The sequence below is a fragment of the Actinocorallia lasiicapitis genome (genome assembly GCF_054778695.1).
Window position 1 is genome coordinate 1 of sequence record NZ_BAAGZI010000238.1, and the last position, 9,115, is coordinate 9,115.

General features: G+C 70.4%; 8 protein-coding genes and 1 pseudogene. 8 read left to right on the forward strand and 1 reads right to left on the reverse strand.

The window, feature by feature from the left end:
• Positions 1–307 (reverse strand): hypothetical protein (locus ACYVE7_RS22680; protein ID WP_460367017.1); only part of this gene is annotated, 307 nt, incomplete at its 3' end.
• 273 nt (positions 308–580) lie between these two features.
• On the opposite strand from ACYVE7_RS22680, the gene ACYVE7_RS22685 reads away from it, so the two are divergent.
• From ACYVE7_RS22685 to ACYVE7_RS22720, 8 genes and pseudogenes are all read left to right on the forward strand, one after another.
• Positions 581–1,342 (forward strand): ABC transporter ATP-binding protein, encoded by a 762-nt coding sequence (locus ACYVE7_RS22685; protein WP_460367018.1) that lies wholly within the window; start codon positions 581–583, stop codon positions 1,340–1,342.
• Positions 1,339–2,103 (forward strand): ABC transporter ATP-binding protein, encoded by a 765-nt coding sequence (locus tag ACYVE7_RS22690; RefSeq protein ID WP_460367019.1) that lies wholly within the window; start codon positions 1,339–1,341, stop codon positions 2,101–2,103. The genes ACYVE7_RS22685 and ACYVE7_RS22690 overlap by 4 nt, the downstream gene beginning before the upstream one ends.
• Positions 2,100–3,908: an AMP-dependent synthetase/ligase gene (locus tag ACYVE7_RS22695; RefSeq protein WP_460367020.1), complete on the forward strand. Its 1,809-nt coding sequence runs from the start codon at positions 2,100–2,102 to the stop codon at positions 3,906–3,908. The genes ACYVE7_RS22690 and ACYVE7_RS22695 overlap by 4 nt, the downstream gene beginning before the upstream one ends.
• A 20-nt stretch (positions 3,909–3,928) precedes the next feature.
• The gene (locus tag ACYVE7_RS22700) at positions 3,929–4,792 is read left to right on the forward strand and encodes a branched-chain amino acid ABC transporter permease (protein WP_460367021.1); all 864 of its coding nucleotides are present in this window, start codon (positions 3,929–3,931) and stop codon (positions 4,790–4,792) included.
• A complete protein-coding gene (locus ACYVE7_RS22705; RefSeq protein ID WP_460367022.1) occupies positions 4,789–5,883 on the forward strand; it encodes a branched-chain amino acid ABC transporter permease in 1,095 nt (364 codons plus the stop codon). Before ACYVE7_RS22700 ends, ACYVE7_RS22705 begins: the two co-directional genes overlap by 4 nt.
• Positions 5,884–5,915: 32 nt before the next feature.
• Positions 5,916–7,202, forward strand: coding sequence for an ABC transporter substrate-binding protein (locus ACYVE7_RS22710; RefSeq protein ID WP_460367023.1), 1,287 nt, complete (start codon positions 5,916–5,918; stop codon positions 7,200–7,202).
• A gap of 141 nt (positions 7,203–7,343) precedes the next feature.
• Positions 7,344–8,792: an AMP-binding protein gene (locus tag ACYVE7_RS22715; RefSeq protein WP_460367024.1), complete on the forward strand. Its 1,449-nt coding sequence runs from the start codon at positions 7,344–7,346 to the stop codon at positions 8,790–8,792.
• A gap of 4 nt (positions 8,793–8,796) precedes the next feature.
• Positions 8,797–9,115, forward strand: a pseudogene (locus ACYVE7_RS22720) (hypothetical protein); the annotation flags it as partial.

Genomic DNA, 9,115 nt, shown 5'->3' on the forward strand with positions numbered 1-9,115 from the left:
CGCCCAGCGGCAGGACGGCCGGGGTGCCGCGCGGTTCCAGCAGCGCGAGCGCCTGTTCCGGTTCCTTGCCGGGATCGGCGGCGCACGCGTCGCGGACGGTCCGGCCGTCCGCGGTGGTCCGGAAGGCCGTGAACCCGCCGTCGTCGTCGGGGAGGACCACCGCGGCGCGGTCGGCGAGGTACCGCAGCACGAGGCGGAGGATCGCGGTGACGCAGTCGTTGAGGTCGACGGTGGACAGTTCGAACGCCGCTCCGGCCATCAGCTCTGAGAACTCCGGTCCCGGAGTCGTCTCGCTGATTCCGCTCAATGCCGCTCCTGAGCCGCCTGCTTACGGCGCGTAAGGCTGTTGCCGACAACGAGTGAACTTTATCCACGCGCACCGCCCTGGCCTCCCACTTCCGGAAAATCCGCCCGAGAGATTCCCGGTCGTCGGATTCTCGGATGTGGAGCGTTCCCGTGAGCGGCCCGTTACCGAACCGGTAACGGCGGGGGTCTTGCCGGAGACATCCCGGGCAATCAGTGTGATCTACACAACACTTGATCGGCGGTGCGGCTGGTGCTCGCGGTACGGAATCTCGAGGTGGTCTATCACGATGTCGTCCTGGTGCTGCGCGGGGTGAGCCTGCAGGTCCCCCGGAACCGGATCGTGGCGCTGCTGGGTGCCAACGGCGCGGGCAAGACCACCCTGCTGCGCGCGATCTCCGGACTCCTCGACGTGCACGACGGAAAGATCACCAAGGGCGCGGTGGAGCTGGACGGCAGGCCCCTCCACCAGCTCAAGCCCGCCAAAGTGGTGCGGCACGGCGTCCGGCAGGTGATGGAGGGGCGGCGGATCTTCGCCGAGCTCACGGTCGAGGAGAACCTGCGGATCGGCGGCCATACCGCGCCGAAACGCCAGCGGGAGAACCTCACCCGCGTCTACGACCTGTTCCCGGTGCTGCTGAAGCGGCGCGACGGCACGGCCGGCTACCTGTCGGGCGGCGAGCAGCAGATGCTGGCCGTCGGCCGGGCGCTGATGTCCGATCCGGAACTGCTGCTCCTGGACGAACCGAGCCTGGGCCTGGCCCCCCGGCTGGTCCAGCAGATCAAGGAGATCATCGTCGAGATCAACGACCAGGGCACGACGGTCCTGCTGGTGGAGCAGAACGCGACGATGGCCCTCGACATCGCCGACCACGGCTACGTCCTGGAGAACGGCCGGATCGTGATGGACAGGCCCGCCGCCGAACTCCTCGCCGACGAGGACATCCGCGAGTTCTACCTGGGCCTGGGCGCGGAGGGCGCCGCCCGCTCCTTCCGCGACGTCAAGCACTACAAGCGGCGCAAGCGGTGGCTGTCATGACGGTGCTGAGAGTGGAGGACGTCAAGCTCTCCTTCGCCGGGGTGCGGGCGATCGACGGGGTCTCCTTCGACGTCCGGGAGCGCGAGCTGTTCGCCGTCATCGGCCCGAACGGCGCGGGCAAGACCTCGATCTTCAACGTGCTGTCGGGCATCTACCGGCCGCAGGAGGGCGCGGTGACGTTCCTCGGCGAGCCGCTGCTGGGGATGCGCCCGCACCGGATCGCGGCGCGGGGCATGGCCCGCACCTTCCAGAACGTCGAACTGTTCTCCGGGCTGACCGTCCTGGACAACCTGATGCTCGGCCGCCACCAGCACACCCGCTACGGGCCGCTGGCGGCGATGGCGTGGCTGGGCCGGGCGCGCCGCGCCGAGCTGGCCGCCCGCGCGGCCGTCGAGGAGATCATCGACTTTCTGGAGCTCGAGCAGTGGAGGCGGCACACCGTCGGGCTGCTCCCCTACGGCGTGCAGAAGCGCGTCGAACTCGGCCGCGCCCTGGCCATGGAGCCGAAGCTCCTGTTGCTGGACGAGCCGGTCGCCGGGATGAACCTGGAGGAGACCGAGGACATGGCCCGCTACATCCTCGACATCCGCGCCGAGCTGGGCGTGCCGATGATCCTGGTCGAGCACGACATGGGGCTGGTCATGGATCTGGCCGACCGGATCCTCGCCGTCGACTTCGGGGTGCCGCTCGCCGTGGGCACACCCCAGGAGATCCGGCGCGACCCCGAAGTGATCCGCGCCTATCTGGGCGAGGCGTCATGACCATCGCCGAGCTGGTCCGCGACCGGGCCGCGCGCAGCCCCGACGGCGTCGCGATGCGGGAGAAGGACCGCGGGATCTGGCAGGAGGTGACCTGGGCGGAGTACTGGCGGACCGCCGAGACCGTCGGGCACGCGCTGCTCGCCCTCGGCCACGCGACCGGCGACCGGGTCGCCGTCCAGGCCGACAACCGGCGCGAATGGCTGTTCGCGGATCTCGGGACGGTGGCCGTCAGGGGCGTCACGACCGGGCTGTATCCCACCAACCCGGTCACGGAGGTCGCGCATCTGCTGACCGACAGCGGCGCGTCGATCCTGTTCGCCGAGGACCAGGAGCAGGTCGACAAAGCCCTCGAAGTGGACGCTCCCGCGCTGCTGCACATCGTCTACCTGGAGCCGCGCGGCATCACCTACGACGACCCGCGGCTGCTGGCCTGGCCGGACTTCCTCGCCCTGGGCGAACGGCACCGCACGGAGTTCCCCGACGCCGTCGCCGACCGGATGGGCGCCGCCCGCGACGAGGACCTCGTCACCCTGGTGTACACCTCCGGCACGACGGGGCCGCCGAAGGGCGCCATGCTCACGGCTGCCAACGTCGCCTTCGCGATCAGCACGCTCCAGGACGGCTTCATCCAGCCGCCGCCGTCGGAGAAGGATCTGATCGTCTCCTACCTGCCGCTCTGCCACGTCGCCGAACGGATCTTCACCACGTGGTTCAACGCCTCGAGCGGGGTGCAGGTGAACTTCGCCGAGTCGATCGAGACCGTCCAGGCCAACCTGCGCGAGGTGCAGCCGACCATCCTGTTCGGGGTGCCGCGGATCTGGGAGAAGGTCCTCGCGCAGGTCGAGATCGGCGCGGGGCAGGCCACCGCCGTCAAACGGCACACCACCCGGTTCTGGCTGCGGGTCGCCGCCCGGATCGGCGACGGCCTCGTCGCCACCGGCGGACGGCACACCACGCGCACCCGGCTGCTGTACGCGGCCGGCTGGCTGTTCTGCTTCCGTGCGCTGCGCGAACGCCTCGGGATGCGGTACGTCCGCTACGCGGCCTCGGGCGCGGCGCCGATCGCGCCCGAAGTGCTCCGGTTCTTCATGGGCATCGGGGTGCCGATGCACGAGGTGTACGGGATGACCGAGAACACCGGCGTGGCCACCGCGAACGTGCCGGGACGGATCAGGCTCGGCACCGTCGGCGAACCCCGCGACGGCGTGGAGCTGCGGATCACCGACGACGGCGAGATCCTCACCCGCCACGCCGGAGTGTTCGCCGGCTACTGGAACCGCCCCGACGCCACCGCGGAGGTCCTGGACGCCGACGGCTGGCTCGCCACCGGCGACGTCGGCTCCCTCGACGACGGCTACGTCCGGATCACCGGCCGGAAGAAGGAGATCATCATCACGGCGGGCGGCAAGAACATCGCCGCCGCCGAGATCGAGAACTCGCTCAAGGCGTCGCCCTACGTGCGCGAGGCCGTCGTCATCGGCGACCGGCGCGCCTACCTGACCGCGCTGATCGGCGTCGAAGGCGACACCGTCGGCGACTGGGCGCGCCGCCGGAAACTGCCCTACACGACCTACCGCGACCTCAGCGAACGGCCCGAGGTCAGGGAGCTGATCCAGGGGGTCGTCCGCGACGTCAACGAGCGGCTCGCCCGGGTCGAGCAGATCAAGGACTTCCGGCTGATCCCCAAGGAGCTCGACCACGAGGACGGCGAGCTCACCGCCACCCAGAAGGTGAAGCGCCGAGCGCTCGAAACGGCGTTCGCCGACCTCATCGCCACCCTGTACCCGCCGCGGAGGCCGCGCTGAACGAGTTCTGGCAGTCCCTCTTGCGAGGTCTGGGCAACGGGTCGGTGTACGCCCTGCTCGCCCTCGGCTTCGTCATCATCTACAAGTCCACCCGGGTGATCAGCTTCGCGCAGCCCGCGTTCATGCTGGCCGGGGCCGTGACGGTCACCTATCTGGCGGACGACCTGGGTTTCTGGGCGGCGTCTCTGGTCGCGATCGTCGGGGTGTCGCTGCTCGGCCTCGGCGTCGAACGGGTCGCGATCCGGCCGATGGTCGGCCGGCCCGTGTTCGTCGTCGCGATCATCACACTCGGTCTCGACGTGCTGATCCGGGTGGTCGCGGGCGGGTTCATCGGGCTGGACGTCCGGCAGGTCGGCGACCCCTGGCGGCTCGACACCGTCCGGCTGCTCGGCGTGGACGTCCAGCAGCGGTATCTGGCGATGCTCGTGGCCACGGCCGTCTGCGTGGTCCTGCTGTTCGCGTTCTTCCGGTACACCCGGCACGGGCTGGCGATGCGGGCCGCGTCGCACGACCAGGAATCGGCGCTCGCCCAGGGCGTCGACGTCGGGCAGGTGTTCGCGCTGAGCTGGGCGCTCGGCACCGGGCTCGCCGCGCTGGCCGGGATCCTGGTCGGCGCGGGCAACAGCATCGACCAGAACATCTGGATCATCGCGCTCAAGGCGCTGCCGGCGATCATCCTGGGCGGTCTCGACTCGCTCGGCGGGGCCGTCATCGGCGGGCTGGTGATCGGGGTCGGCGAGGCGATGGTCGGCACCTACCAGGCCGACCACGCGCCCTGGCTGGGCGAGAACTTCGCGTCCGTCACCCCGTACGTGCTGATGCTGGCGGTCCTGCTGATCCGGCCGTACGGCCTGTTCGGGACCAGGGAGGTGGAACGGGTATGAGCCGTCCGCTGCTGCACACCTCCTACCGGCAGGACATGGGGCTGCTCGACACGCCCGCCAAACGCGCGGGGGTGCTCACGCTGCTGGCCGTCGCCGCGCTCACCCCGCTCCAGGTCGCCGACGACCTGCTCCAGCTCCTGACCGTCGGGATGATCGCCGCGGTCGGGGCGATCGGGCTCAACCTCGTCACCGGGTACGCCGGGCAGATCTCCCTCGGGCACGCCTTCTTCCTCGGCATCGGCGCCTACACCGGCGCCGCGCTGTCCGGCCCGAAGGACGGCAGGACCATCGGGTTCGGGCTCGACTTCCTGCCGTTCTGGATCATCGCGTCGGGGCTGGTCGCCGCGGTCGCCGGGGTGATCGTCGCGCCGCTCGCCACCCGGCTGCGGGGCCTCTACCTCGCGATCGTCACACTCGGCCTGGTCTTCCTCGGCGAACACCTGCTCAAGGAGTGGTCGGACCTGAGCGGCGGGCCCGGCGTCGGACGTCCGGCGGCGGTGCCGTCGCTGTTCGGCATCCGGCTCGACGTCCCGGGTGCGTACACACGTGAGCAGAAGATGTTCTGGCTGGCGCTGGTCGTGCTCGCCATCGGGGCGCTGTGCGCGCGGAACCTGGTCAGATCGCGGGTCGGGCGCGCGTTCACGGCCGTCCGGGACCGCGACATCGCCGCGGCCGTCATCGGCGTGGACGTCGCCCGCACCAAGACCCTGGCGTTCGCCGTCTCGTCGTTCTACGCGGGGGTCGCCGGGTCGCTGCTGTACACGGTGACGGGGTTCATGGACCCCGGCTCGTTCAACCTGGGGATGTCGATCCAGTACATCGCCATGATCCTCATCGGCGGAGCGGGCACGATCTCCGGCTCGATCATGGGCGCGCTCGCCCTGACCCTGCTGCCGCGGCTCACCCGCGAGCTCCCCGCGATCCTGCCGTTCGTCAGCGCCGACTCCGCCGAGTTCCCCAACATCTACCAGGTCGACTCCGCCCTCTACGGAGTGCTCATCATCGCCTTCCTGATCTTCGAGCCCCGGGGGATGTACGGGCTCTGGATCCGGCAGCGCAACTACTGGAAGACCTACCCCTTCTCCTACTGACCTCCCATCCCCCCACCTCGGAGGAGAACCAGATGAAGAGAACCACGCTGAAGACCGGTGTCGCCGTGCTCACCGCGTCGGCCCTGCTGCTCACGGCCTGCGGACGCGGCGACGACACCGAATCCGGCGCTCCCGGAGTGACCAAGGAGGCCTGTCCGGACGCCGTCAACCCCAAGAACGGCTGCATCTACCTGGGCACCATCTCCGACCTGACGGTCGGCCCGTTCAAGGCGCTCGCCGTGCCGATCACCAAGGCGCAGGAAGCGTTCTGGAAGCGGGTCAACCAGCAGGGCGGCATCGGCGGCTACGACGTCGACGTCACCAAGTACGTCCGCGACAACAAGTACTCGCCGGAGACCCACGCGCAGGTCTACCAGGAGATCAAGGGGAAGGTCCTGGCGCTCGCGCAGACCCTCGGCTCCCCCACGACCGCCGCCGTCATCGACGACATGCGTACCAACAAGGTCGTCGCGACACCCGCGTCGTGGACCTCGCTGTGGAACTTCGAGGACGTGATCCTCGAATCCGGGGCGTCGTACTGCGTGGAGTCGATGAACGCCGTCGACTACGCGGTCGAGACCGTCAAGCCCAAGACCGTCATGGCCGTCCACAACCCGGGCGACTACGGCGGCGACGCCGCGGCGGGCGCCAAGTACGCCGCCGAACAGAACAAGCTGGCCTTCACCGACCTGGAGACCCCGCCGGGACAGGAGAACCAGGGCCGCGCCATCGAGGCGATCGTCAAGAACAAGCCCGACCTGGTCATCCTCACCACCGGGCCGACCGACGCCGCCACCATCGTCGGCCAGGCCGCCGCACGCGGCTACAAGGGCCGCTTCATCGGCACCGGGCCGACCTGGAACCCCGGCCTCATCGCCTCGCCCGCGGCGCCCGCGCTGAAGGCCCTGTACTGGCAGTCCGCGCCGTGGCTGCCGTTCCAGACCGACACCCCCGGCCACAAGGCCATGCGCGACACCCTCACCGCGATCGGCGCGCCCATCGTCCCGCCCAACGACGGCTTCACCGCGGGCTGGGTCTGGTCCTACCCGCTGAAGGCCGCCCTGGTGAAGGCCGCCGCCGCCAATGAACTCACCCGTGAGGGCCTGCTCAAGGCCGTCAAGTCGCTGTCCACGGTCGACTACGAGGGCATGGTGACCGGCGGCAACTTCGCCGGCGACCCGAACGCGGGCGCGGTGCGCACCACCGCGATCACCGCGCCCGACGAAGCCTCCCCCACCAAGGTGAAGGTGATCAAGGAACCGTTCACCGGCCCCACCGCGCAGGGATTCAAACTCGACAAGCCCTGCTTCCAGAAGTAGCGCCCGAACCGGTGCCGGGGACCATGTGTACACATGGTCCCCGGCCACCAGTCCCCACTGAATACGAACGAATCTTCACAGTCCGGCGCATGTGCCGGACGCCGCCGGTCCGTAGCGTTCCGACTTATGATCCCCAGTGGCATGGTGCCGGACGTGACCGTCACCCAGGCGGTGTTCGGCGAGCGGTCGCGCGGTGCGCGCACCGCCCTGACCGACGCCTCCTCCGGCCGCACCATCACCTACGCGGAGCTGATCTCCCTGGTCGGCTCCGCCGCGGCGGGGCTGCGCCGCGACGGCCTCGGCGAGGGCACCGTCATCGCCGTCCATCTGCCCGACACCCCGGAACTGGCGGTGGCGCTGCACGCGGTGCTGGCCGCCGCGGCGGTCGCCGCGCCGATCCGGCCCACCGAGACCGCGGCGGCCATGCACCGCCAGCTCATCGACACCGGGGCGCGGGCGCTCATCACCTGGCCGGTGCTGCTGGACATCGCGCTGGCCGCCGTCGAGAACACGTCCGTGGAACGGGTGCTGTGCTTCGGCTCGGAGCCCGACGTCGAGCCGTTCTCCCGGCTGTTCAGCGGACGGCCCGTCATGCCGCGGCCCCGGCTGGAACCCGCCACCGATCTGGCGATGATCGCGCACACGCGCGGCACGTCGGGGCAGCCGCGGATGGTCCGGCTCACCCACCGCAACCTCGTCGCCGCGATGACCCAGACGGCCGGGCTCTACGGCGAGAGCGACACCGTCCTGTCGGCGCTGCCCTTCACCGACGTCATCGGGTTCTCCTCCGTGCTCAACCCGGCGCTCCAGGCCGGATCCACCATCACCACCAGGCCGGGGGCCGGCCGGCACGATCTGCTGGCCGCCCTGCAGGAACGCGCGGTGAGCGTCGCGCTGCTCACCCCGCAGCTCGTCGAAGTACTCGCCTATGACCGGGAGGTCGGACGCTACAACCTGCGGGCACTGCGTTCGGTCATCTCCACCGGAGGGCCGTTGCGGCCCGAGGCGGCACGGGCGGCGGCGCAACGGCTGCGCTGCCCGGTCCGCCAGGCCTACGGGCTGGCCGAGGCGGGCGGACTGACCCACGTCAACATGCGGGCGGCCGAGGAGGGAACGCTCGACGCTGTCGGGCGCGGCCTGCCCGATGTGGTGTGGCAGATCCGTACCTTCTCGGGCCGCGACGAGTCCTACGAGCCAGGCGAACTCTGGCTGAACGGGCCCATGGCCGCGGGCCCCGAACCCTGGGTGCGGACAGGTGACGCGGGGTTCGCCGACGACCACGGCAGGCTCTACATCATGGGCCGGATGGAGGCCGGGGTCGCCGAACCGCCCCAGAGCGGGCCGACGGCCATGCTCCAGTCGCATCCGCTGGTCGCCGACGCGGCCGTCATCCCCGTCCCCGACCCCGAACTGGGGCTGGTGGCGGTCGCGTTCGTCGTCCTGCACGGGCCGGCCCCCGAACTGCTGTCGTTCGTGAACGCGGAAATGCCCGCCTACCAGCGGGTCCACTCACTGCGGATCGTCGAGGAGATCCCTCGGGGGCCCGACGGACGGGTACGTCGCAGAACCCTCATCGAAGGAGCCGGCTGACACCATGTACACATCGGACTACGACATTCTTCGGATGCGGCCGGAGGGTCTGTCGGCGTACGTTCAGGCCATGCTGAACGGGGTTCCAGAGCAAGCGCCGGCAGGCGCGGCCCAGACCGTCACCGCCACGGTCCTGGGTGCGGCGCGGGGAGCGGTGCTGAGCGACGGCCAGGAGTCCGTCGGCCATACCCAGTTCGCGGCGACGGTGCGTTCCGCCGCCGCGGGTCTGGTCCGGCGCGGGATACGCCCCGGCGACACGGGGGCGGTGCTGACGGGGAGCGTCGTCGAGCACGCGATCGCGGTGCCCGCGCTGACGGGCGCGC

Bases quoted from the DNA above. Each gene is read 5' to 3' on its own strand.
- ACYVE7_RS22690 (WP_460367019.1), top strand. From the start codon at position 1,339: ATGACGGTGCTGAGAGTGGAGGACGTCAAGCTCTCCTTCGCCGGGGTG.
- ACYVE7_RS22695 (WP_460367020.1), top strand. From the start codon at position 2,100: ATGACCATCGCCGAGCTGGTCCGCGACCGGGCCGCGCGCAGCCCCGAC.
- ACYVE7_RS22705 (WP_460367022.1), top strand. From the start codon at position 4,789: ATGAGCCGTCCGCTGCTGCACACCTCCTACCGGCAGGACATGGGGCTG.
- ACYVE7_RS22710 (WP_460367023.1), top strand. From the start codon at position 5,916: ATGAAGAGAACCACGCTGAAGACCGGTGTCGCCGTGCTCACCGCGTCG.
- ACYVE7_RS22715 (WP_460367024.1), top strand. From the start codon at position 7,344: ATGGTGCCGGACGTGACCGTCACCCAGGCGGTGTTCGGCGAGCGGTCG.